The following is a 21418-nucleotide window of genomic DNA, read 5'->3' as shown; positions in this document are numbered from 1 at the left end:
TTTATAATTTGTTACTTAGCTGCCGCTAATAATGCACCACATCCCATGAACATTGAACCGAATACTTTATTAATTTTGCCCATGATCTTATCTGAGCGAATAAAGCGACCCATTTGAGCGGCCAAACTGGTGTAACCCAGCATCACAAACGCATCAATGGTCACTGTGGTCACACCCAAAACCAACAGCTGAGTCAGCTGGTCTTTCGCTGGATCGATAAACTGTGGAAACAGTGCCACCAAGAAGACGATCGATTTTGGGTTTGTCAGGTTAATAAGAATGGCTTTGTACAACAGAGAAGTGCCTGACATGGCTTTGTGGCTTTCGGTTGCAACTAAACCAGACGTATCACGCCACTTTTGAATGCCAAGCCACACAAGGTAAGCCGCACCCACCCACTTAATCACGGTAAATGCCGTTGCCGATTGCGCCACCAACGCGCCAATGCCAGCACCAACCAGAGCAATATGAATCGCCAAACCGATTTGTAAACCAACGATAGCACCTAATGACTTGCGCGTGCCGTAACTCAAACCATTACTGATTGAGTTGACGGTACCAGATCCCGGAGCCAGACTAAAAACGATTGCTGTTACCACATAGGCTAACCAAACGTGGGTATCCATTGCATTTCCTCAATAATTCTTCGATGATACATCGCGTAAACAACGTATCTTCAGGTAATCGACTAATGGCTATTAACCATTCACCTTTGACTTATACTCAAGAGACTTTATTTGAGCAAGCAATAGGTGGTCCGATCGCAGCACTTTGGCAAGAACGCCAAGAAGGCTTTGTAAAAGGGACAGAGAAAAAGAAAATCTACTGGTGCAAACTCACCAATCCTGAGCACACAAAAGCCGTGCTGATCGTCAACGGTCGCATTGAAGCTTCCTGGAAATACCAAGAACTGTTCTATGACCTATATCGACAAGGTTATGACGTGTATTCGTTTGACCACCGAGGACAAGGTTTATCAGATCGCCTAATTCCAGACTCAGACATGGGTCACGTCTATGACTTTAATGACTACATTGAAGATATGGAATTGGTGCTGCAGCAGCTTGATTTAAGCGGATACCAACAGCGTTTTATCATTGCCCACTCTATGGGCGGTGCGATCGCCACGCGCTACCTGCAAACGCATCCAGAACACAACTTTGATGGTTTGATTCTGAGTTCCCCAATGTTTGGTATCAACCTACCGTGGTATCTCAGCCCTATCGCGATTCCGGTCAGCCAAATCTTAGCGGCAGTCTCGACAAAGCCAAGCTACGCGCCGGGTCATAAAGAATACTACCCAAAACCGTTTGAAGATAACCCACTTAGCCAAAGCTACGATCGTTATCATTGGTTCCGTGGTTTATACCGTGACAAACCCGAGCTGCAAGTCGGTGGGCCAAGCACCCGCTGGGTTTGGCAAGGTTTAATGGCTGCCAAGCAATGTATTTTGCTGACACGCCAAATTAAAGTTCCGGTTTTATTGGTTCAGTCAGGCAACGATCGCATCGTGAGTAACGCCGCGCAGCAACGCTTTATCGATAAGCTAAGTAAGACCAACCCTAATGCCAGCCTAGTTTCGATTGCTGGTGCAGAGCACGAAATTTTGTTCGAAAAAGACCAGTATCGTAACCAAGCTCTGGACGCTATCTTTTCCTTTATGCGTGCTCAAAGCGCATAAAATGAATTAAAGAGGAAATACGAGGTCTGCGATTTACCCTCTTTTTCCTCCTTATTTTGGCGTAAACTTCATCATGTTCCCCGCACTCGGAGCAGTACGACCTAGTCAATCTACTGCGCTCCGTGTGCAATCAACCTGTTCTACTCAATCCGAACCGTTTACGAGGGCTTCATGAGCACATCGCTACCTTGCAAAGAGATCACTAAAATCGTTGCCTCAGATCTGGATGGCACTTTACTCGCACCAAACCACCAGCTAAGCGCTTACTCGAAAGAGACGCTCAAAGCGCTGCATGAACAAGGCTACACATTTGTCTTTGCAACGGGTCGCCACCACGTAGACGTCGCAAGCATTCGTCGCACGGTAGGTATTCCGGCTTACATGATCACTTCAAACGGCGCTCGTGTGCACGACCAAAATGATCAAGAGATGTACAGCCAGAACGTACCGGAAGATTTGGTTCAACCAGTGATCGACACGATCAAAACGGATCCTGAAATACTTATCCACATGTATCAAAACGACGACTGGTTGCTGAACAAAGACGACGAACAACTGCGTGATTTCCATGAAGAGTTCACTTACAAGTTGTACGACCAAGACAATGCGCCAACAGACGGCATTGCAAAAGTGTTCTTCACCCACCCAGCACAAGACCATGAACACCTTGTTACCTTCGAAACGAAGCTGCGTGAACAATTTGGCGATCGACTAAACATCGCATTCTCAACACCTTGGTGTCTGGAAGTAATGAGTGCGGGTGTTTCTAAAGGTGACGCTCTAAAAGCAGTGGCAGAATCAATTGGTTTGACACTAGAAAACACCATTGCGTTTGGTGACGGCATGAACGACGTAGAAATGCTATCCATGGCGGGTAAAGGTTTGGTGATGGGCACCTCTCACGAGAAAGTGATGAAAGCACTACCAAACAATGAAGTGATCGGCAGCAACGCCGACGATGCGGTTGCACACTACCTGCAAGATCATCTGCTATAACCTGTATTAGCTATCAACAGCAGGTTATCGGCAAAATCACAAAGGGCTGCACTATGCAGCCCTTTTTCTTTTATCTTTGACTCGGCAACTTCTCTTTACCGAGGATTGCTTGCCACTCTTCTTCGCTCACCGGCATGATCGATAAGCGATTGCCGCGTTTCACTAATGGCATGTTTTCTAGCTCTGGCATCGCCTTCATGACTGACAACGGAATCAAGCGTTCAGTCTTACGCACAAACTCAATATCCACCATTATCCAACGCGGATTTTCTGGGTCGGATTTCGGGTCGTAATAATCACTCTCTAGGTCAAACTGGAAATGATCGGGATATGCTTCACGGGTCACTTTGGCAATACCAGCCACTCCTACGTTCTTGCAAGAGGAATGGTAAATCAGCACCAAGTCGCCCAATTTGACTTGGTCACGCATCATATTACGCGCCTGATAATTACGAACTCCCTCCCAACATGAAACCTTTTGGGTCCGAAGCGTGTCAATAGAAAAGGTATCTGGTTCTGTTTTAAATAACCAATATGCCATAATGCCATCCGATGCAGATTGAGTAATGAGGAAGATATAACATGAAGGCTTTGAAAAACCCAGTGGCATTAGCCACACTGCTGGTCCTTCAAGCATGTAGCATGCAACCACAGCAGTCTGATGCAGACGCACCAACAACTCCGCCTGCGTCCTTAGATAAGCCAGAAACCATCTTACCTCAAACCTTTATGCTGCGTGGTGAAGTCGTGATTGGGCATGAAAGCCAGTACATCACTCCTTGTGGCAGCGACAAACAGTACTGGCTGCAACTGTCACCACAACAGGTGCAAAGAGCCATCGCATTAACCAATCAGCCTTATCAGACCATGTATGGAGAAGTGATTGGTCACCTCAATCCACCTGGTGTTGACGGTTTCTCTGCAGATTTCGACGCAAACTTCGTGGTAGAACAAGTAAACTTCCTCACCACAGAAAACCCGCAACGCTGCAAACAAACCAGTAAACCAACACGAGTCTTTGGTAACGAGCCATCTTGGTCAGCCAGCTTTGAAGGCAACTCTCTCAAGTTCCAGCAAATGGGCAAATCGACACAAACACTCGAAATTGAAAGCAGCAAACTGCAACCTCGTCAGCGAACATACCAACTGAATGACGGCGAGCTGCGTATGACCGAGAACTTGTGTTCTGACACCATGAGCAACTCTCTCTACGGCTGGAAGGCAACACTGGAGCATGGCGATAAAACCTATCAAGGTTGTGGTATGACAGCCAACGTAGATTCAACATTAGAATGGGTGAACACTTACGTCGCGACGTCGACCCAATCGCAAGGCTTCGAAGTGCAGATGACACTTAACAGCGACCACAGTGCCATCACCAAATACAGCTACTCAGACGGACAACCGCCATTGATTGAACGCGGCTACTGGCAACAACTAAGCCCATCGCAAGTCCAAGTATTGATGACTCACCACCAGCAACAACGCTTAATGACCGAGCGCCTGTTTACTCGCGAAGGCAGCCAGCTGAAAGCAGTCAAAGAGAAAGTAGGCAATTTGGTTTATCCCATTGCCGATGGCGGTTTAGTGCTATACCCAGCAACAGTGCGTAACTCAGGCACAGAACAACCAGCAGCCGAGCGCAACCACGATCCAATTGGCGCAGCTGATGTTCCTTCTAGTGCGGACTTCAACTCAAAAGTGGACGCTGCGGTACGTAACTACTTCTTCATTCACCAAACCAACCCTAGTAACAACCAATACCGTTGGCTGACCTACGATCTGAATGGCGATGGTGATGAAGAATTACTGGTGCAACTTGATTGGTGTGGTTCTGGCGGCTGTACTCTGCTGGTATTCGAAAACCACGAGAAAGAATGGCGTTTCAACAGCCGTATGACGCTAGTGCAAAGTCCAATCATGCTCGGTCAACAAACTTCACACGGTTGGCGAGATCTGATTTTCAATGTGAGCGGCGGCGGTGCAACACCTGGTCAACACGTGATGCAATACTCTGGCGTAAGTTACCCAATCAACCCAAGCTTGGCGCCAAAAGCGAGCAAAGAACAAGTCAGCGGCGTGCGTCTGTTCTCAGATGGTATCAGCCCTGTCCGTGATGGAGTGCGCTTGTAATGGCGCAGCCTTGTCCACATTGTGGCTTCCAGTTCAACTGCATCTGTTCACTGCTGCCTAAGTTAAGCAGTGAACACTCGCTGATACTGTTGATGCACCCTAATGAACTGACGCGCGATACCAACACTGGCAAACTGCTCGCCCAGTGCCAACTGAATGTCACTCAAGTCGTTTGGGACCGAAAAACGCCACCAGCTGAGTTATTAGAAACGCTCGCTAATCCAAGCCTGCTGCCGGTACTGCTATTCCCAAGTGAAGAGAGCCTAACGCTTGAACAAGTGCAGCAACAAAGTAATCAGCAAAACAGACAACCGCTGTACATCATTGTTGATGCAACTTGGCAAGAAGCGCGCAAAATGATCAATAAAAGCCGATGGCTAAAGGGCATCGCGATGATGGGCTTAGCCACTCAAGCCGATTCCCAGTATCAACTGCGTCGCAATCAACAAGAAGGCAACTTATGTACCTTTGAAGTTGCTGCTCAATTGCTGGGACAACTTGGTGAAGAGCAAAACCAGCAACAGATGCTAGCGTTCTTCGAGCAATACCTTCCTCGTTTCCAAGCCGAGAAAAGTGGTCACGAGCTCAAAGCCTAGTGCCTATCAAAACAAAAAACGCAGCTTTAACGCTGCGTTTTTTATCGGCTGCTGTTTCACGTGAAACAAAACTCTAGAGCACTTAAGCACAATTAGAGCAAAGCACATTAAAACAAACGTGTCGGTTCACCTAAGTAATAACCTTGCAGATAGTCCACCCCCATGTCCTGAGCAATATCGCACACCTCTTTGTTGTGCACGAACTCCGCGACAGTCTTCGCATTAAATACCTGACACAAACGCACCAACTGCGAGGCAATCTTGCGCTGCTTTTGGTCTTTGTCGATGTAGCGAATCAAACTGCCATCGAGCTTAATCACTTCCGGCTCTAACTTGAGGATCTCATCAATATTGGAGTAACCCGACCCAAAGTCGTCAACAATGATCCGAGCGCCTAGGCTTCTAAAGTGACTGCACACCTCTATCATTCGTCCGTAATCTTTGATTTGCTCTGATTCCAACACTTCTAAACCAATCCGTCTTGGGTCGTTAAGTTGGGTAATGGCATGTTCAAGCAACATCAAGGTTTTATCGCTGAGTAAATCCTGAGGTGACAAGTTAATTGAGAAGTCACCTTGTTTGTCCTTCATGTAATTCAGCGTGGAACGGATCATGTGACGACTCAAACGTGTGTACAAATGCGTATCAGAAATGATGGGTAAGAAACGCCCCGGCGCAATGATGCTGCCATCCTCTTCGATGATACGCACTAAACACTCTTGGCTCGCGGGGCGATGGTTGTAAGCGTGCACAATTGGCTGACTGTAGGTAATGATGTTCTGTTTGAGGATGGCACGACTCACACAGCTCAACCAACCCAGCTGCTCTTTTCGCACATCTTCATTGACCTCAATATCTTTAGCATTACAGATATGAGTATTACTTCGCACCCCAGCTCTTCGCGCTTCAATGCCTTTGAGGAGCAATTCATCCGGCGATGCGGTTGGAAAATCACGACGGCTAACTAAGCCACCACACAATGAAATCGAAAGGTAATCAATGTCTCGTAGGCCACTTGGCTCAAAGTTGGTTTGCTCAACCGCATCAGCAAAGCGAGTAAAGTGTTGCTTGATCGCTTCACTGCTAGTGTCGGCTTTAAATAAGAACGCCCACTCACCCACACCAATACTATACAGTTGCAGCGCGGCAGGTTTACCAAGACGTTTACGTAGGCGGTTGCTAAAGTGCATCGACAAGTCTTTCAATAGTTGGTCGCCAACGCGATAGCCATACTTTTCGTTGATATGGCTGAAGTTAAGCAGCTTAAGTGTCAGTAGGTGCTCTTCAGCATTAATAGTGATTAAGCGCTCTTGCAACGCAACGCGATTTTGTAATCCTGTACGGCTATCTCGACGAAAACTCTGTTCTAGCTTCTTGGCTTGGCGGTCGAGCTGATAGCCCATGTGTGCATTCATGTTATTCAGGTCGCCAATCGCATTACGTATCAGGCTAAATAACGGTGAAATCGAAGCGGTCATTTCCTGTGTGGGCAAGTTGAGCTCGTCAACTTCGTCCCCTTCACGCATCGCAAGGTAAGTCAGGCTGTGGTGCAGAATTTCTTGATGATCATTCCCACCATGCAGTTCACCCATGCAGTAACTACCGGCCGTACTAGAGATATCAGCAAAGGCACGGACTTCATCGCTGCTATCAATATAATCGAGTCGTGATGCGCAGTTATAAATCATCACCGCTTCAGGCTGGTGCATAGCAAGCTCTACCACCCCATGGCGCACTTGCTCAAGCGTTAACGAAGGATGGTTGTAACAGAACTGAACTTCATCACCCAAACACCAAGGACGGTCGAAACTCATGCTGCCATCGGGATGAATCTCGGTCACCGCACACACCTCTTTGCGCCCAATGGATTCGCGATAAAGTGGGAAATTCAGCAGCTGATTAAGCGTCAGGTCGTGCCCATCAGCAAGGTAGTGCTTGTAAACATCGAGTGCTTTACGCTCTCCCAAGCTATACAAGCGCGTCCCTTTGGCATGAGTCACCTTATGGGGCATACCAATCGGGTTCCACTCGGAATACGCGTTGGTCCATACCTTTAAGCTTTCACTATGTAAAGCAACCGCTACAACCGCTTCATCATAAACTTGGTCTTGATGCAGGACCCAGCAACCATCATCAATGGCTTGAGCCAAACCGCCAGAAACCATTGGGCCTTCGGTATTAAATACGCGATACACGGGGTAGTCACGTCGTTCGATTTGGACAGAAAAGCTAATAATGGCTTTGGAGCTATCTTGCAGTTCTAAGGCTTGTTTGAGGTCGTAGCCATCAATATCTGGCGAGAAGGAATAATGCTGAACCGCAGAAGTGAGTGTGGTTTGTTCAAACTCCATCACACATACTAAGCAGCCATGGTTGATGATCTCACCTTCTAGAATAACGTGGCGCGTGCTATGGCCGATAATGTGGGTATCAGGCAGTCTTTCTAGAATTGCTCGAGCGAGTGCCGTTGCAGTATCGCGTGATTGTGTGGATAGCAGTTGCACCAGATAACGTTTATCCGCACAACACTGAGAAGTGACTAAAAAGTCATTAAGCTGATCCACATTTTGAACCAGTTGAGAGAATGCTCGCATTTACCCTACCACTGCCGTCATCAAGCCAAAATACATGAAAAGTGCTTTTATTATTTTACTGTTATGAGAGTAATTTACGTGGCTTTACGTGGCTTTGCTAGGGTCAGAATGAAGATTGAATGGATTAATGCGAAAGTGATTACAAAAGCGTAAGCAACGACTGCAAGTTATTGATTTCAACATCAGGTAAGGTTCGTATTTTTGCCTGATTAATGACATTTTTATTCATATCATTAAACCAGCATGCGGCAAAACCCGAGAGTTTTGCACCTTGAACATCCGTCACCAGGTGATCGCCAACATGAAGAATGTGCTCACTTGGTAAGTCCAGAAACTGCTGCGCTTTGGTGAACATATCCGACGCAGGTTTCGCGCTGCCATCCGGCCCTGCTTTCAGCACTTGTTGGAAATAAGGTTTGAGCCCTATTCTATCTAAATCCACATTACCGTTAGTTATGGCCACCAGCGGGATTTCTTGCCCCAGTTGAGAAAGTACATCGAGGCTTTGCTGTGGTACTTCAAAGCGGTTACGCCAATCTAAAGCAACCTCTAGCGCGGCTTGCGCGGCAGAATGTGCTGCATCGTCATCGTAACCAACTTGGGAGAAGGCTTGCTTAAGTTGCACTAAGCGCCACACAGTGACATCACTCTTCAGCTCAGGTTGTTGCTGTAGAACACGTTGCTTGAGTGCAAACCAATCGGCTTTATCCATGTGAGCGATCACCGGATGATGGTGTTTAAGCCAAGATAGCAACTCACGCTCCATACGAACTATCACTGGGTAGTTGTCATAGAGAGTGTCATCAAGGTCAAACGTCATCGCCTTTACAGGCGCGATACGGCGGTAGAATTTCATGGGATTCCTTGGGTTAGTCCGACTTGTCGTCGTTTCTCTTACGCGCTCTCGGGTGTGCCTGATCATAAGCTTGCGCTAAATGTTGGAAATCCAAGTGGGTGTAGATTTGGGTGGTCGAGATATTTTCGTGCCCCAATAGCTCTTGCACTGCACGTAGGTTGTTGCTCGATTCCAGCATGTGCGTTGCAAACGAGTGACGCAGTTTGTGCGGACTGATGTGGCTCGCTACCGACTGTTTCTGCCCCCACTCCGCCATACGCTTTTGCACACTGCGGTGTGAGATTCGCGTACCCAGCTTGGAAACAAACAGTGCAGGTTCACCCGGTGCGGCTAGATCACCACGCACACGCAACCACTTGCCAACCCATTCGGTTGCCATACCAGAGAACGGCACTTTACGTTCTTTGTCACCTTTACCAATCACTCGTAATTCGCCACTGCGTAGCTGAACGTCACGCACATCGACGCTCACCAGTTCTGCCAAACGCAGACCAGCGCCGTACATCAGTTCCATCATGGCACGATCGCGCACCGCTAACGGGTCGTCCTCGTTCACTTCGAGCAATTGGTTTACTTCATCCACATCGAGGTTTTTCGGCAGTGGGCGTTGCTTACGTGGCGCCGAAACCCCTTTGGCTGGGTTCGCTGACATTTCTCCACGTAGGATCAGGAAATCGAAAAAGCTGCGTAGAGAAGATAAGCGCGTCGCTAAGCTGCTGGCTTTCATGCCTTCACGCATGCCTTTACCTGCCAGTTGACGCACCCAACCCGCATCGACTTGCGACCAATCTTTCAAACCCATCTCAGCCAAGTGGTGAGCCATGGTTTCCAATTGTTGTTTGTAGTTGCGTTGGGTGTGCAGGCTAAGCCCCTTTTCGCTTCGCAGGAATTCGTAGAAGCGTTCAAGAGGCTTTTGAAGACTATTTGGCAGAGGAGTGTTGGGAGTTGTCGTCATCGTGACTTTGCCATACCAATGTTTGAGCGAGATGTGCCACTACTAAGGATAGGTGACGCAAAAACAAGGTATCCATATCTGGTTGGAAATGACCGCCATCCTCGCTAGAAAATGCCAGTACGCCAAGCGTCTGTTTTTTCACAAGCGGTAACACCACATAGGAACCCATTTCTGGAACGTCCATATCCCCAAACAACGCTTCGCGATCCACTTTACGCAGACGACCTAAGTACGCCTCTTTGCCGTTTAAGTGGTTAGTAGCAAAACGTTGGTAGCTTTCCTTACTCAATTGAGTCGCAGCATCACACTGGCTCAATAGACGCACATACGCCTTCAAACCAAGGTCTTTGGCTTTCAGTTCAATGGCGTTGACAACTTGCTTGAAGTCACCACACTTAAGGATTTGCCCTTGCAGATCCATGAACTCGTAGAAGGTGCGATCGTTATTCGCCGCCAAAGACATTAGAGTAGTGATTTCTTCTTCTAGCTCTTCTATACGCTGGCGCTGGCGGTTCATTTGAATGTGAACCAAAGAAACCGTACCTAAATCTGTGTGTGGCAAAGATAGGCGATCGACCAACTCTGGACGCTGAACAAAAAAGTCTGGGTGGTCTTTTAAATATTGCGCCACCACTTCAGCAGTCAGCGCATCCGCTTCAACTTCTGAGATTTGGTTTTCTTGCTCTTCAACTAGCACGACAATTGACCATCAAACACGTGAGTTGCAGGACCAGTCATAAACAGCGGTTTGCCTGGACCTTGCCAAGAGATGCGTAGGTCACCACCAGGAAGTGAAACTTTCACGTTTTCATCCAATAGACCTTGCAGGATGCCCACCGCAACTGCGCCACAGGCACCGCTGCCGCAAGCTTGTGTTTCACCCGCACCACGCTCATACACGCGTAGGCGGATGTGATTGCGATTCACAACTTGCATAAAGCCCGCGTTCACACGCTCAGGGAAGCGTTCGTGTGATTCTAATAGCGGTCCGAGTGTTTCCACTTCTGCAGTATCCACATCGTCGACCACAGTCACCACGTGCGGGTTACCCATGCTCACTGCGCCACAGAACAGGGTCTTATCGCCTGCACGCATGATGTAGGTTTTCTCTTTCTGCTTCGCTTTGAAAGGGATCTTGTTCGGCTCGAATTCAGGTACGCCCATGTTCACCGTGACTTCACCATCATCTTCAACATCAAGAATCATCTTACCTTTCTTGGTGCTAACGCTGATGCTGTACCTATTCGTCAAACCTTTCAAACGGACGAAACGCGCGAAACAGCGAGCGCCATTACCACACTGCTCAACTTCACTACCATCGGCATTAAAAATGCGGTAGTGGAAATCGGTTTCTGGATCATAAGGCGCTTCAACCACGAGCAATTGGTCAAAACCGACGCCCGTGTGACGATCCGCCAAACGACGGATCAAATCTTGCGAGAAAAACACGTTCTGGGTAATGCAGTCGACGACCATAAAGTCGTTGCCCAAACCGTGCATTTTGGAAAAGTGGAAATGCATTTGTTGTGTGTTACTCCGGTAGAATCTGTTCCAGCTGCCACAAACTGGTCAGCTCCTCACGCTGGCGAACAAGGTGGCTTTGGTTGCCATCCACCATCACTTCCGCCGCTCGGGTACGAGTATTGTAGTTCGAAGACATCACAAAACCATAGGCGCCAGCAGAGCGAACCGCGAGTAGATCACCTTCTTGCAGTACTAGTGCTCGATCTTTGCCCAAGAAATCGCCCGTTTCACAGATAGGTCCGACTAAATCGTAAGTCTGTGCTTCACCTTCGCGTGGTGAAACTGGGACAATATCTTGCCATGCTTGATACAGCGCAGGACGCATTAAGTCGTTCATCGCCGCATCGATAATCGCAAAGTTTTTGTGCTCAGTGTGTTTTAGGAATTCCACACGCGTCAGCAAGATACCAGCGTTAGCTGCAATTGCACGACCTGGTTCGAAAATCAGTTCAAGATCTTGATGGTTCTCAAGACGACCTAACAGTGCTTTCGCGTAATCAGAAGGCTGTGGTGGCAATTCATCACGATATACCACACCCAGACCACCACCAACGTCCAGATGACGGATGTTGATGCCTTGTGCTTTCAGATCATCAATCAGAGCCAAGAGGCGATCTGTCGCGTCGATGAACGGTTCAATCTCAGTCAACTGAGAACCAATGTGGCAGTCGATACCTTGCACGTTGAGATTTGGTAGGCTCTGAGCAAATTTATATACTGCCGGAGCACGGTCAAAAGCGATACCAAACTTGTTGTCGCGCAGACCAGTCGAGATGTAAGGGTGTGTTTTTGCGTCTACGTCAGGGTTAATTCGTAGAGAAATCGGTGCAACCACACCTAACTCACCTGCGACTTTGTTCAAGCGCTCAAGTTCAGGTTCTGATTCCACGTTGAAGCATTTGATGCCCAGCTCCAGTGCGCGTTTCATCTCTGCTGGCGTTTTACCAACACCCGAGAACACCACCTTCTTCGCATCACCGCCAGCCGCGATAACGCGTTCAAGCTCACCACCCGATACAATATCGAAACCTGAACCCAAACGAGCCAGTGCATTCAATACGCCAAGGTTAGAGTTTGCTTTTACTGCGTAACAAACAAGATGAGGATGCTGACCCACAGCGCTATCAAACGCATTCCAGTGACGCTCTAGCGTTGCTCGTGAGTAAACATAAAGAGGAGTGCCATGTTGCTCGGCGAGAGCTTGGAGTGAGACGTCTTCGGCCCAAAGCTGGCCATCATCCTGATAGTTGAAGTAATCCAAAATTTGCTTCCCTTAATTAATTCGACTGCTAAACCCTGTTTTCACCCGAAGGTGTGGCTGATTATTGTGACTGCTCGTTTTGTTGAGCGTCATCTGGGATATAAAGTGAACCTGATTGACCACAACCAGCAAGGGTCGCTGCAACCATCACAAACAACACCGTAAGTAATTTTTTCATTTTGCATATCGTGATTATTAAACCAATGCCCCCTATAATCGCACCACACTCAGGAAAAGCAATAGGATAGACGGATGAACGATACTGAATTTCATCAACTGGTGGATGCGCAGATGCAACTCATCGAAGAATCCATCGATGATTCAGGTGCAGACATTGATTACGAAGTCACTGGCAACGTAATGACATTAGAGTTTGAAGACCGCAGCCAAATCATCATTAACCGCCAAGAGCCAATGCATGAGATCTGGTTAGCATCGAAGTCTGGTGGCTTCCACTTCAAGCTAGTCGATAGCAAATGGACTTGCTCTAAAACGGGCATGGAACTGTTTGCAATGGTGAAAGAAGAATGTGAAAAACACGCTGGCGAAACGATCGATTGGGCATAAGCCAAATGGGTCTTCGTGGCGACCAGTCACCTAAACGACAAAAGAGCACCAAGGTGCTCTTTTTGTTGTTCGTTTTACGCATTAACCGCTTTGGTTGGGCGAGTCGGCGTACAGCCATCATTGCGGTAAGGGATAATGTAGGTATTCCCTTCCTCCGGATGAATAATTTGGTAGTACTGCGGCAAGTTAAAGTTAATAAACTTCGACGATACACGACTGTCGTCTTTCACCGAGGTGTAGAAGCTGTTCACTGACGCAATCATTTCATCTTTAGAGCCACTGAATTGATGGTAAACCTCAACTTGGTTTGACTCATCCAATACATAGATATTGAAACCATCGTCAGTATCTTCAAAGAAGAACTGCACCAAACCTTCACTGGCAAAGCCATCCACTACTTCTGGTAGTTGGTACTCTTGCTCACGATCCAGCATCAACAGCGGTGAACCTTTCAGCTTATTGGTTGAAATGCTGCGGTAGAAATCGACCGAGTTTTCTAGCTTCTGAACCGATACGCCACGACGCTCAAAGAACAAGCCGTAAGTTTGGTTAGCAAGACGCATGGCTTTAAAGCGACGGCGTTTCTCTTGTTCAACCGGCTTCAAACGTAAGTCGATACACTCTGCCAATAGCTGGTAAACCATATTGCGCATCACGCCACGCATGTTCTTCGCGTAGCAGAACACATCCACCGACTCTGGCGGAATCGCATCTTGGTGCATTTTGCCAAGGATGGTCTTCAACGCATCTAGCATCGCGGTTTCGCCTTTGAAGTGCAGGGTACGCACTTCGTGCCATGAGTTGCGATAAACCAAATCAACACTGCCGACCAAATTAATTTGCTCAGGACCAAAACTGAAGATATCGGTGTTCTTCACATCCACTTTAAGTGAACGACCAGACAACTCTGCGGTTGGGTCATTTTCAAAGTTGATGAACATCGCCATCTGACTAATTTCGCACGGACTGCCCAACGCTTGCATCGATGGACGACGCTTACGTAACGAGAAGGTGTTACGTAGGTCACTCACCATTTGGTAGAACTTATCGATGTCTAACTGCGCTTCACGCACCACCGCGTGCAAACGCGTCGACTCGGTAATCAAACCGTTGAAGAACGCCCAAGAAACCAACTTACTTAGGTACTCATGGTGCTCAAGACAAGGTTGACCAAGAATGCGGTGCGCAATCAGTGGTTGCTTGTACAAGTACCAACCTGATTTGTTCACCCCACCTTCTTTTACTTCAATGAAGCTCAAGTCGGGTTCGTGCAAATCTGGCGAGATCTGAGGGTTAAGCAAGGTAACTTTCCCCGGCAGCACTTCAAATGCTGCGTACAGCTTACGGGCAAGAATGCTAATATCTTGCGGGCTGATCGCCGAGGTAATGTCATTACGACGCGCAAACTGAATCAAGTTACGGTAGCTTTGCATCAAAGCATCCAGCAGTGCATGGTGCACTACTTTCACTTGTTCTACTTTCCAGTTACGGCGATCGTCGAGCTCCGCCAATACCGCTTCATCCCAATCCCATTTCGCAATCATGTCGCTCAAAGCTTCACGACGCCAAGCTACAGAGCCTACATCAGGTTCACGAGACAGCTTTTCATGGGTTTTAAGGTAGAAACAACGACGAACTAAATCCAAACGCGTGTCGTCTTGGATTCGCTCTAGGTAACGCGTTACTTTCTCTAGCATCAAGTAGTACGCATCCATGCCGTACAAGTCCGGCTCGTGGGCAAAGAAGCGACGCTTGGTGTCGATACTAAGAAGTTGTGTGTGCGGGTATTCCCACGAGTAAGCTTCAAGCAAAATCGCTTTCAACACGGATTTGTAAGGGGAATCGATACTCTTGTACAGCTGCCACAAGTTCGAGCCGAAGTACTCTTCAGCAGGAATGCGGTTAAGCTGACCAAAGTTGATCCACTCATCACAGTTGATGTAGCCATCTTTACAAAGCTGTGCAACGTACTCGTCGTAACACTCTTCCATTTCTGGTGGCACGATTTGCCACAACAAACGCTGTCCAGCTAGACGTACCGCAGAACGGTAGAACTCATCCAGCAATAATAAATGCTGAGAAGAACCACAGTTATCGCCGGTCATCTCTTCTGAACGGTTGCTACGAAAACGCTCTTCATCCATTAAGAAGAAGTTCGCTTCTACACCTTGGCTTTGTGCCCAGTCGGTGATCAGCAAGCATTTATTGGTCAGCAGTTCACGTTGGTCGTTATCCATCCCTGGTGAGATACACACCCAAATATCCAAATCACTTGAGGTACTTTGACCAATAGAAGAGGTACTGCCCATGGTGTACAAACCTAAGATCGCAGGTTGCTCTGCTGTCTTAAGCGCTTGACCAATCGTCAGTTGAGTATCATCAAGGAATCGTTGTTGGAGTTCGTTCAGCTCTAGACCATACACACCATAAGGGACGTCTGCATCGTAGTAGCCGGGAATAACAGGATGGTTGTAGTTCAACAAGGCAGGTATCAAGTGGAAGACTTGCTGGCTTTGCGAATCCATAAGCGCCAGCGCACGGTCGATCCGTTGCTGGTTCAGGTTATCTAATCGCTGAATAAGTTTTTGGGTGTAAGCCTGCAAGGGAAGTTCCTTGGTTGAACAATCACGAAAATCTGCTGATGTTTTAAACCAAAACGGCTTAAAAACGTGATCAATTTAACACTTTCATCAGGGTTGGTAAAGATTTCCACCTGCAAATAGTTGTGGTCTAAAAACCCCACACTAGTCGCAAAAATTGATAGCGCAGTAGTGTCGCTTGTATTCGCCTATAACTAATAATAGTCCTTAGTCTAAATGAGAATCCAGTCACACTATTTCCATAACGTTATGTAATTCCATTCATGACGCTCAGAGAAGACTAACTAACATTAAGATTTTCACGCGTTGAGTGGTAGGATTAGGCAAAACTAAAACAGCATTGAGAAGACCATGACACAATCTACGCCAATTCGCATTGCAACTCGAAAAAGCCCTCTTGCACTATGGCAAGCACACTTTGTAAAAGACGCACTTCAAGCCGCTCATCCAGGTTTGGAAGTAGAACTCGTCACTATGGTGACCAAAGGCGACATCATTTTGGATACGCCGCTAGCCAAAGTTGGTGGTAAAGGCTTGTTCGTTAAAGAGCTAGAAGTGGCAATGCTTGAAGGTCGTGCAGACCTTGCGGTGCACTCAATGAAAGATGTACCAGTAGACTTCCCTGAAGGTCTTGGCTTGGTGACGATTTGTGAGCGTGAAGACCCACGCGATGCCTTCGTTTCTAACACTTACAAAAACATTGATGAACTGCCACAAGGCGCAGTTGTAGGTACTTGTAGCCTGCGTCGCCAGTGTCAGTTAAAAGAATACCGCCCAGACTTAGTTATCAAAGAGCTGCGTGGCAACGTAGGTACTCGTCTAGGAAAACTAGATGCAGGTGAATACGACGCGATCATTCTTGCTGCAGCAGGTCTGAAACGCCTTGAGCTAGAAGAGCGCATCCGTAGCTTTATCGAGCCAGAGCAATCACTGCCAGCAGTAGGTCAAGGTGCGGTAGGTATTGAATGCCGTGTGGATGACGAGCGTCTACTTAAGCTGCTTGAGCCACTAAACCACCAAGATACGGCAGATCGCGTACGCTGTGAGCGCGCGATGAACCTCACCCTTGAAGGCGGTTGTCAGGTGCCAATCGGCAGTTACTCACTGCTTGATGGCGACAACATCTGGCTTCGCGCACTAGTTGGTGAACCTGACGGCAGCCTAATTGTGCGTGGTGAAATTCGTGGTCACCGCAACGATGCCGAAGCACTCGGTGTTCAACTGGCTAATGAGCTACTTGAAAACGGTGCGCGCGACATCCTAACCAAACTGTACGCAGACCACGAATAATCATGGCAGTGTTGGTCACTCGTCCGGGAGAGCAAGGCGCGGCGCTTTGCTCTCTGCTCGAAAGGCACGGCAAAACTGCAATTCATCATCCTCTGATCGACATCGTTGCCGATCTCAGCGACACACAACTCTCCAAATACATTGAAACCGCTCAAATCATCATTGCTGTTAGCCAGCATGCGGTGCAATGCGCGGAGCAAATCTTGCAGAACCACGCTAAATCATGGTCTAAGCAGGCTGTATACCTTGCCGTTGGTCAAAAAACCGCACACTATTTAAGCAAATGTACCCAACAAAAAGTACACTATCCACAAGTCAGTGATAGTGAGCACTTGTTGCAGCTACCCGAGCTAAACAATGTAGAAAAACAAACAGTTCTGATCCTCCGTGGCAACGGCGGTAGAGAGCTGATAAAAGATGCATTGGTGAGACGTGGAGCAAAAGTTCACTATAGTGAGACTTATAAGAGAGAATTTATCCCATTCGATCCAGTAAGCTGTGTCTCACTATGGAAAACCCAACAAATCGACCAGATTATCGTCACCAGTGGTGAACAACTGGATTATTTGTGCAGCCAATTGACGTCAGAGCAATTGACTTGGCTTAATCAACAAGAGTTGTATATCCCCAGTCAGCGAATCGCTGACATCGCAATTCAACGGGGCTTCACTCAGGTCAGGTGCACAGGAAGCGCATCCAACCAAGAATTACTGGCTGCTCTCCAGCCCTAGCTACACAGGATATAGGCATGACAAGTAAAAATAACGACCAAAAGAATAACGATAAAAACCTTTCCGAAGAAACCACATCGGCACCGCTAGCTGAAAAAGACACGCCTAAGAAGGAATCTGAGCCAACCAAGCCAGAACAACCAAACAAAGTTGAATTTGAAGAGAAGCAAGGCAAACGCGGCGTCAAGCTGGGTACTGTCGCTATCGTCTTATCACTGATTTTTGGTGGCGGTCTCACTTACAAAATGCTTGAGCAGCAATCTGAATACCAAACTCAGATCGCTCAGCTGCAAAGCCAACTGGAGCAAGCTCAATCAGCAATGAAGCAAGAGCTTAGCCAACTAAAAGAAGAAACCATTGAAAAAGCGACCACCGTCACTCACAAAGCAGAAGTGGTACTGGGTCAGCAACAAAAGAGCATCGAAAGCCTGCAACTGGCAGTCGCTGATGTGAAAGGTCGTCGTCCAAACGACTGGTTACTGGCAGAAGCTGACTACCTAGTAAAACTGGCAGGTCGTAAATTGTTCTTAGAGCACGATGTAGAAAGTGCTACTCAATTGATGGAAAGCGCGGATCAACGTATCGCAGCGCTGAACGACCCAAGCTTGGTCGGTCTGCGTAAAGCCATGGCAAACGACATTACTAAGCTACGTGTTGTTCCTTTAGTAGACCGTGATGGCTTGGTATTGCGCCTCACTGCACTACAACAGCAAGTAGACAAACTGCCACTTGCGAATGCTTTACTACCAGAAGCGGCTGCGGTAGAGAAACAACAAGTGTCTGAAGACATTGCAAACTGGCAAGATAACCTGATGACGTCACTAAAAGACTTCTCAGAAAACTTCATCACCTTTCGCACTCGTGACGGCAACGTAATTCCTCTATTGTCACCACAACAACACTTCTACTTGAAAGAAAACATCAAAGCGAAGTTAGAGACGGCAATTAAAGCGGTTTACCAAGAGCAAGGCGAAATCTACACCACCTCTTTGGAGACAGCAGACAAATGGGCAATGGCATTCTTCAACCAAGACGACAACTCGGTGAAAGAATTCAACAAAACACTGAGCCAACTGAGCAAGCAAGACATTCAAGTTGAATACCCTGCGAAGCTAGAAAGCCAAAACCAACTCTCTGACGTGATTCGTGAGCGCCTACGTCGTGAAGTGACCACAATGACAGGTACGGAGGATAAGTAATGGTTCGTCTTATTTTCCTATTTGTTGTTCTTGGTGCCGGTCTGTTCGTTGGCACTCAATTCTCAGGTCAGCAAGGTTATGTCCTGATCTCAATTGCCAACAAAACCATTGAGATGAGTGTAACCACTCTAGTGATCTTCGTGATTGCTGCCTTGGCGGCGCTGTTCTTCCTAGAATACGTGGTCAAGAAAGTGGTTTACGCAAGCTCAAGCACATGGAATTACTTTAGTGTGCGCAAAATGCGTCGCTCTCGTCGCTACACCAACGAAGGCATCATCAAGCTACTTGAAGGTGACTGGAAAGGCGCAGAGAAGAAAGTAACACGCTGGGCAAACCACCACGATATGCCTCTTCTGTGTTACTTAGTGGCTTCAGAAGCTGCGCAAGGTCAAGGTGACAAAGCCAAGCGTGACCAGTACCTAGAACTGGCAAGCCAGCAAGAAAACGCGCACCTAGCGGTAGAGTTGACTCGCGCGAAACAGTTCATTCGTGATAACGAATTCGAATCTGCATTCGATACACTGCAAGCACTGAAAGGTCAGTACGCGAATAACTCGATCGTTCTTAACCTGCTGAAAACCACTTACATGCAGCTTAAGCTATGGCAACCGCTGATCGATCTGATGCCTCAGCTAAGCAAAGCAAAACTGGTAACGGAAGAAGAGCAAGCGGAACTGATTCAGAAAGCACAATGCGGCTTGCTACACGAAGTGGCTCAGCAGCAAGGCAGTGAAGGTCTTATCTCACACTGGAACGGGCTGCCACGTAAGGTAAAACAAGACGCTCATTTGATCGGCTGTTTTGCTCACGAGCTCATCTCACGTAAAGCAGATAACGAGGCATTCACAGTAATCAAAGAAGCACTGAAGAAGAGCCCAACACCAGAGCTGTACCAGTTACTGCCAGAGCTAAACTTACCGGATAGCCACCCAGTCATCGTATTCTTGGAAGGTGTCTTGAAGCGTGAACCAGAAAACGCAGCGGCGCAAAGTGCATTAGCGCACTTCTTCTTCCGCCAAGAAAAATGGCAAGAAGCACAAGAGCACTTCGAGGTTGCGCTAAAACTTCGTTCAGACGTTTCTGACTATGCTTACCTAGCAGACACACTAGAGAAGCAAAACCTAACAAAAGCGGCTCACGAGGTCTCTCGTAAAGCGCTAACGCTAGTTCAAAACAACTAAGCGACCCAGAAAGCAGAAAGCCGACAGTTTACTGTCGGCTTTTTTATTGCCTGCAATTTTTCATGCCCTATCATCGTACGACTGACTCCCCCAAGAGCAGAGTTCCCTCTACTGACTGCACCTGATTAGAAATAATCATCAAAGCTTATGTCGTTCATTCCAAGCTGCTCTTCTTCGTGTCACTAAGAAGCACGTGAAGCAACCGCGATCACTTTCTGCAAGACATAGCGATTGGCTTTAAATGGTTAGGAGGGAAAACCTCCTTCAGAGCACAGTAAAGCGTAGTGATGACCAAAGAAGTAACTAGGAGTAATGTTATGCACTTATTCGATGTGAGAGCCCCATACAGCGCTGGGTAGCGTTTGTTATAAAAGATAAAGTAAAGGACAGCAAGTATCAGAAGGTACTCAGAAGCTCTAATACACATTGAATACCACAGCGAGTAGAAACGCTCTTTTGTTAAAAGAAACACTGCGTCGATATAGAGAGGAATGATAAGGGGAAACTCAATCACTTTCGCTAGACGGCGCTTCTATAACCCTTCAAGGCAAAGAAAATAGAAAGCCTCAAGGTAGGGCTAAACCCTGGGCAACTTATTGAGTGGAGAGCAGAAGCGCTAGTTTGGAACTGCACTCGGTTAGGAAGTCACTTCATTTATTTGCCAGCACTAGAAACGACGAAAGCCCATTGGTTTCTCAACAGGCTTTCTTTGTAATGACTGAGTTCGAGGACGACTAACCCTAAGTCGCGACTGACTTGAGATTTAATGCAAATCCCGTCTAATTCTCAAACGTCAGAAATGAAAAAAGCCTCGCTATTTCTAGCGAGGCTTCTTAATAGTGGCGGAGAGATAGGGATTTGAACCCTAGATACGCTATTAACGTATGCCGGTTTTCAAGACCGGTGCTTTCAACCACTCAGCCATCTCTCCACAAATTGTTACTAAAATTTAGTCTTACACTAATGATGCTAATTCTTAGTTTTGCCTTTAGATCTATCTAAAAGCGATATTAAAGCCTGGCGATGTCCTACTCTCACATGGGGAAGCCCCACACTACCATCGGCGCTAATTCGTTTCACTTCTGAGTTCGGAATGGAAATCAGGTGGGTCCAAATCGCTATGGTCGCCAAGCAAATTCTTGCTTTTACTTTCAGCTTTTTCTAAAAACTGAAGGCAAAAAATCTGGAAAGCTGTTTTCAGTTCTTACACATTCAATTCGTTCTTGCTTTGAGTCCATCAAAACCCCTTGGGTG

General features: G+C 47.3%; 18 protein-coding genes, 1 tRNA gene, 1 rRNA gene and 1 pseudogene. 9 read left to right on the top strand and 12 right to left on the bottom strand.

Annotation, left to right across the window (positions count from 1 at the left end):
* Positions 1-11: 11 nt before the first annotated feature.
* Positions 12-626: a homoserine/homoserine lactone efflux protein gene (rhtB, locus tag GXP65_RS20375; protein ID WP_005430372.1), complete on the bottom strand. Its 615-nt coding sequence runs from the start codon at positions 624-626 to the stop codon at positions 12-14.
* A gap of 65 nt (positions 627-691) precedes the next feature.
* Here rhtB and GXP65_RS20370 point away from each other — a divergent pair, with 65 nt between their 5' ends.
* The gene (locus GXP65_RS20370; protein ID WP_005533650.1) at positions 692-1681 is read left to right on the top strand and encodes an alpha/beta fold hydrolase; all 990 of its coding nucleotides are present in this window, start codon (positions 692-694) and stop codon (positions 1679-1681) included.
* A 171-nt stretch (positions 1682-1852) separates the two neighbouring features.
* Positions 1853-2677, top strand: coding sequence for a Cof-type HAD-IIB family hydrolase (locus GXP65_RS20365; RefSeq protein ID WP_005438534.1), 825 nt, complete (start codon positions 1853-1855; stop codon positions 2675-2677).
* A 70-nt stretch (positions 2678-2747) separates the two neighbouring features.
* Here GXP65_RS20365 and GXP65_RS20360 read toward each other — a convergent pair whose 3' ends face one another.
* Complete coding sequence (locus GXP65_RS20360) at positions 2748-3218, bottom strand: EVE domain-containing protein (RefSeq protein ID WP_005452022.1); 471 nt, start codon at positions 3216-3218, stop codon at positions 2748-2750.
* Positions 3219-3259: 41 nt separating this feature from the next.
* Between GXP65_RS20360 and GXP65_RS20355 the strand changes: the two genes are divergently transcribed.
* The gene (locus GXP65_RS20355) at positions 3260-4810 is read left to right on the top strand and encodes a hypothetical protein (protein WP_162093590.1); all 1551 of its coding nucleotides are present in this window, start codon (positions 3260-3262) and stop codon (positions 4808-4810) included.
* The gene (locus GXP65_RS20350; protein ID WP_162093589.1) at positions 4810-5406 is read left to right on the top strand and encodes a tRNA-uridine aminocarboxypropyltransferase; all 597 of its coding nucleotides are present in this window, start codon (positions 4810-4812) and stop codon (positions 5404-5406) included. Before GXP65_RS20355 ends, GXP65_RS20350 begins: the two co-directional genes overlap by 1 nt.
* Before the next feature lie 107 nt (positions 5407-5513).
* Here GXP65_RS20350 and GXP65_RS20345 read toward each other — a convergent pair whose 3' ends face one another.
* The 7 genes and pseudogenes from GXP65_RS20345 to GXP65_RS20315 form a co-directional block, all read right to left on the bottom strand.
* Entirely contained in the window at positions 5514-8000 is a 2487-nt protein-coding gene (locus tag GXP65_RS20345) for an EAL domain-containing protein (RefSeq protein ID WP_162093588.1), read from the bottom strand.
* A 139-nt stretch (positions 8001-8139) separates the two neighbouring features.
* Complete coding sequence (gene yigB / locus GXP65_RS20340) at positions 8140-8856, bottom strand: 5-amino-6-(5-phospho-D-ribitylamino)uracil phosphatase YigB (RefSeq protein ID WP_162093587.1); 717 nt, start codon at positions 8854-8856, stop codon at positions 8140-8142.
* Positions 8857-8869: 13 nt separating this feature from the next.
* The gene (gene xerC / locus GXP65_RS20335) at positions 8870-9811 is read right to left on the bottom strand and encodes a tyrosine recombinase XerC (RefSeq protein ID WP_005533635.1); all 942 of its coding nucleotides are present in this window, start codon (positions 9809-9811) and stop codon (positions 8870-8872) included.
* Complete coding sequence (locus GXP65_RS20330) at positions 9777-10508, bottom strand: DUF484 family protein (RefSeq protein WP_346265910.1); 732 nt, start codon at positions 10506-10508, stop codon at positions 9777-9779. Before GXP65_RS20330 ends, xerC begins: the two co-directional genes overlap by 35 nt.
* Complete coding sequence (gene dapF, locus GXP65_RS20325; protein WP_012126593.1) at positions 10502-11332, bottom strand: diaminopimelate epimerase; 831 nt, start codon at positions 11330-11332, stop codon at positions 10502-10504. Before dapF ends, GXP65_RS20330 begins: the two co-directional genes overlap by 7 nt.
* A gap of 10 nt (positions 11333-11342) precedes the next feature.
* Positions 11343-12596 (bottom strand): diaminopimelate decarboxylase, encoded by a 1254-nt coding sequence (gene lysA / locus GXP65_RS20320; protein ID WP_005452029.1) that lies wholly within the window; start codon positions 12594-12596, stop codon positions 11343-11345.
* 61 nt (positions 12597-12657) lie between these two features.
* Positions 12658-12869, bottom strand: a pseudogene (locus tag GXP65_RS20315) (lipoprotein).
* On the opposite strand from GXP65_RS20315, the gene cyaY reads away from it, so the two are divergent.
* Positions 12849-13163, top strand: coding sequence for an iron donor protein CyaY (gene cyaY / locus GXP65_RS20310; RefSeq protein ID WP_009695951.1), 315 nt, complete (start codon positions 12849-12851; stop codon positions 13161-13163). The pseudogene GXP65_RS20315 and the gene cyaY sit on opposite strands and share 21 nt — an antisense overlap.
* 74 nt (positions 13164-13237) lie before the next feature.
* Here the strand turns inward: cyaY and GXP65_RS20305 are convergent, their stop codons facing one another.
* Positions 13238-15766 carry a class I adenylate cyclase gene (locus GXP65_RS20305; protein WP_162093586.1) on the bottom strand — a complete coding sequence of 843 codons (2529 nt, stop codon included), beginning with the start codon at positions 15764-15766 and terminating at the stop codon, positions 13238-13240.
* 348 nt (positions 15767-16114) lie between these two features.
* On the opposite strand from GXP65_RS20305, the gene hemC reads away from it, so the two are divergent.
* The 4 genes from hemC to GXP65_RS20285 are packed head-to-tail and all read left to right on the top strand — an operon-like array spanning position 16115 to position 20164.
* Entirely contained in the window at positions 16115-17053 is a 939-nt protein-coding gene (gene hemC / locus GXP65_RS20300; protein ID WP_162093585.1) for a hydroxymethylbilane synthase, read from the top strand.
* Between the two features lie 2 nt (positions 17054-17055).
* Complete coding sequence (locus tag GXP65_RS20295) at positions 17056-17784, top strand: uroporphyrinogen-III synthase (RefSeq protein WP_012126597.1); 729 nt, start codon at positions 17056-17058, stop codon at positions 17782-17784.
* Between the two features lie 17 nt (positions 17785-17801).
* Positions 17802-18983, top strand: a complete 1182-nt coding sequence (locus GXP65_RS20290; RefSeq protein ID WP_162093584.1) for a uroporphyrinogen-III C-methyltransferase — start codon at positions 17802-17804, stop codon at positions 18981-18983.
* On the top strand, positions 18983-20164 hold the full coding sequence (locus GXP65_RS20285; RefSeq protein WP_009695955.1) for a heme biosynthesis HemY N-terminal domain-containing protein: 1182 nt from the start codon (positions 18983-18985) through the stop codon (positions 20162-20164). The genes GXP65_RS20290 and GXP65_RS20285 overlap by 1 nt, the downstream gene beginning before the upstream one ends.
* Positions 20165-21004: 840 nt before the next feature.
* Here the strand turns inward: GXP65_RS20285 and GXP65_RS20280 are convergent.
* Together GXP65_RS20280 and rrf are read right to left on the bottom strand one after the other, a co-directional pair.
* A tRNA-Ser gene (locus GXP65_RS20280) sits at positions 21005-21095 on the bottom strand.
* Positions 21096-21179: 84 nt separating this feature from the next.
* Positions 21180-21296: ribosomal RNA gene (gene rrf / locus GXP65_RS20275) — 5S ribosomal RNA — on the bottom strand.
* Positions 21297-21418: the final 122 nt, after the last annotated feature.

Origin of the sequence: Vibrio sp. LB10LO1, assembly GCF_010092875.1 — a bacterium.
GTDB classification, from domain to species: Bacteria; Pseudomonadota; Gammaproteobacteria; order Enterobacterales; family Vibrionaceae; genus Vibrio; species Vibrio campbellii.
Note: the sequence above shows the minus strand (reverse complement) of the source record. Positions and strands in the feature narration are given on the sequence as shown.

Excerpts from the sequence above, each read along its gene's own strand:
- rhtB (WP_005430372.1), bottom strand. The coding sequence starts at position 626 with ATGGATACCCACGTTTGGTTAGCCTATGTGGTAACAGCAATCGTTTTT.
- GXP65_RS20370 (WP_005533650.1), top strand. The coding sequence starts at position 692 with ATGGCTATTAACCATTCACCTTTGACTTATACTCAAGAGACTTTATTT.
- GXP65_RS20365 (WP_005438534.1), top strand. The coding sequence starts at position 1,853 with ATGAGCACATCGCTACCTTGCAAAGAGATCACTAAAATCGTTGCCTCA.
- GXP65_RS20360 (WP_005452022.1), bottom strand. The coding sequence starts at position 3,218 with ATGGCATATTGGTTATTTAAAACAGAACCAGATACCTTTTCTATTGAC.
- GXP65_RS20355 (WP_162093590.1), top strand. The coding sequence starts at position 3,260 with ATGAAGGCTTTGAAAAACCCAGTGGCATTAGCCACACTGCTGGTCCTT.
- GXP65_RS20350 (WP_162093589.1), top strand. The coding sequence starts at position 4,810 with ATGGCGCAGCCTTGTCCACATTGTGGCTTCCAGTTCAACTGCATCTGT.
- GXP65_RS20345 (WP_162093588.1), bottom strand. The coding sequence starts at position 8,000 with ATGCGAGCATTCTCTCAACTGGTTCAAAATGTGGATCAGCTTAATGAC.
- yigB (WP_162093587.1), bottom strand. The coding sequence starts at position 8,856 with ATGAAATTCTACCGCCGTATCGCGCCTGTAAAGGCGATGACGTTTGAC.
- xerC (WP_005533635.1), bottom strand. The coding sequence starts at position 9,811 with ATGACGACAACTCCCAACACTCCTCTGCCAAATAGTCTTCAAAAGCCT.
- dapF (WP_012126593.1), bottom strand. The coding sequence starts at position 11,332 with ATGCATTTCCACTTTTCCAAAATGCACGGTTTGGGCAACGACTTTATG.
- cyaY (WP_009695951.1), top strand. The coding sequence starts at position 12,849 with ATGAACGATACTGAATTTCATCAACTGGTGGATGCGCAGATGCAACTC.
- hemC (WP_162093585.1), top strand. The coding sequence starts at position 16,115 with ATGACACAATCTACGCCAATTCGCATTGCAACTCGAAAAAGCCCTCTT.
- GXP65_RS20295 (WP_012126597.1), top strand. The coding sequence starts at position 17,056 with ATGGCAGTGTTGGTCACTCGTCCGGGAGAGCAAGGCGCGGCGCTTTGC.
- GXP65_RS20290 (WP_162093584.1), top strand. The coding sequence starts at position 17,802 with ATGACAAGTAAAAATAACGACCAAAAGAATAACGATAAAAACCTTTCC.
- GXP65_RS20285 (WP_009695955.1), top strand. The coding sequence starts at position 18,983 with ATGGTTCGTCTTATTTTCCTATTTGTTGTTCTTGGTGCCGGTCTGTTC.